Annotated in this window: 2 protein-coding genes; both read left to right on the top strand. The window is 75.7% G+C overall.

From position 1 onward, the window contains the following. A partial coding sequence (locus H0488_RS22915) for a bifunctional ADP-dependent NAD(P)H-hydrate dehydratase/NAD(P)H-hydrate epimerase (protein WP_183101488.1) occupies positions 1-1,002 on the top strand: 1,002 nt, incomplete at its 5' end. A gap of 15 nt (positions 1,003-1,017) precedes the next feature. After that, positions 1,018-2,211, top strand: coding sequence for an alanine racemase (gene alr / locus H0488_RS22910; protein ID WP_183101487.1), 1,194 nt, complete (start codon positions 1,018-1,020; stop codon positions 2,209-2,211). Positions 2,212-2,220 lie beyond the last annotated feature (9 nt).

Raw genomic sequence — 2,220 nt, 5'->3', positions numbered from 1 at the left:
CGCGCTGCTGCCGCCGAGGCGCTGGCGGCGGTCGCCGGGATCCCGGTGGTGGCGGTGGACACGCCGTCCGGGGTCGACGTCGACACCGGCGAGCTGGCGGGTCCGCACGTCTGCGCCGACGTCACGGTCACCTTCGGCACCCACAAGGTCGCCCACCTGGTCGACCCGGCCGCGATGCACAGCGGCGTGGTCCACCTGGTCGACATCGGCCTCAAGCTGCCCGAGCCGGCGCTCGAGGCGCTGCAGCCGAGCGACGTGGCGGCGCTGCTGCCCCGGCCGGACCGACAGGCGCACAAGTACACCCGGGGCGTGGTCGGCGTGCGGGCCGGCTCGACCACCTACCCGGGCGCTGCGCTGCTGAGCGTCGCCGGCGCCGCGTGCGGGTTCGCCGGCATGGTCCGCTTCGTCGGCGACGCCGAGGTGCGCGACCAGGTCCGCGCGGCGTACCCGGAAGTGGTGGGGGAGGGCCGGGTGCAGGCCTGGGTCGTCGGCTCCGGCAGCGACGCGACCGCGGAGGAGGCGCTCGGGGTGGCGCTGGACGACGACGTGCCGCTGGTCGTCGACGCGGCGGCGCTCGAGTTCGCCGACAGGGTGACCGGCCGTCCCGCCGTGCTCACCCCCCACGCCGGCGAGCTGGCCACGATGCTCGGCGCGGAGCGCGCGGATGTCGAGGCCCGACCGCTCCACCACCTGCGGACGGCGGTCGACCTGTTCCGCACGACCGTGCTGCTCAAGGGTCGCCACTCGCTGATCGGTGAGCCCGGCCGCCCGGTCCGGGTCACCACCACCGGTGTCCCCTGGCTGGCGACCGCGGGTGCCGGCGACGTGCTGGGTGGCCTGATCGGGGCCCTGCTGGCGGCCGGCCTCTCGCCGTACGACGCCGCCTCGGTGGGCTCGTGGCTCCACGGTGCTGCCGCGACCCTCGCGTCCCAGGACGGACCGATCGTCGCGAGCGACGTGGCGCGCGCACTTCCGGGGGTCGTCGCGACGCTGCCGGCGTGATGGGAGGATCGGACCATGTCCGACCAGCCGGCTGTCGTCCGGGAGGGCCCGCTCGCCGAGATCGTCGTCGACGTGGCGGCGATCCGTCACAACGTGCGCGTGCTGCGCGAGCTGGTCGGCGTGCCGCTCATCGCGGTGGTGAAGGCCGACGGCTACGGCCACGGGATGGTCGAGGCCGCCCGCGCCGCGCGCGACGGCGGTGCCGAGTGGCTCGCGACCGCGACCGTCGACGAGGCGCTGACCCTGCGCGCTTCCGGGTACGCCGGTCCGCTGCTGTGCTGGCTGATGCTCCCCGGTGTCGATCTCGAGCGCCCCCTGCTCGAGGGCATCGACGTGACGGCGTACTCCGTCGCNGGCATCGACGTGACGGCGTACTCCGTCGCCGAGCTCGACGCGATCGCCGCCGCGGCCGAGGCCGTCGGCCGACGGGCCCGGGTCCAGCTGAAGGTCGACACCGGTCTCAGCCGGGGCGGCGCGCCGCGCTCGACATGGGCCGACCTGTTCGCGCGCGCCCGGGCCGGCGAGCGCGAGGGCAGCTGGAAGGTCACCGGCCTCTGGTCGCACTTCGCGTGCAGCGACGAGCCGGACCACCCCGCCAACGACCGCCAGGAGCGGGCCTTCCTGGCTGCGGTCGCCCTCGCCGCGGACAGTGGTCTCGAACCCGGGCTGCTGCACCTGGCCAACTCCGCCGCCGCGGTCCTCCGCCCGTCGTCGCGCTTCGGCGCGGTCCGCTGCGGGATCGCGGTCTACGGGCTCGACCCCGCGCCCGGCCGCACGCCCGACCTCGGTCTGGTGCCGGCGATGACGGTGCGCACCCGCCTCGCGCTGGTCAAGGAGCTCGCGCCGGGCGACGGCGTCTCCTACGGGCACCGCTGGGTCGCCGACCGGCCGACGACGGTCGGCCTGGTGCCGGTCGGCTACGGCGACGGCATCCCGCGCCACGCGTTCCATCCCGGCGGCAGCGCGGAGGTCGCGGTGGGCGGCAAGCGCCGCCCGATCCGCGGGTCGGTCTGCATGGACCAGGTCATGGTCGACCTGGGCGGCGACACCGCGGCGATCGGTGACGAGGTGGTGCTGTTCGGCAGCGGCCCGGGCGTGCCGACCGCCCAGGACTGGGCGGAGGCGTGCGGCACCATCAACTACGAGATCGTGACCAGGATCGGAGGCCGGATGACCCGGACGTACGTCGACAGCGAGGCCGACCGGTGAGCGCCGGCC

This window comes from Nocardioides pelophilus, from assembly GCF_014180685.1.
Classification (GTDB): Bacteria; Actinomycetota; Actinomycetes; order Propionibacteriales; family Nocardioidaceae; genus Nocardioides; species Nocardioides pelophilus.
This window is presented reverse-complemented; position numbering and strand designations above follow the sequence as displayed.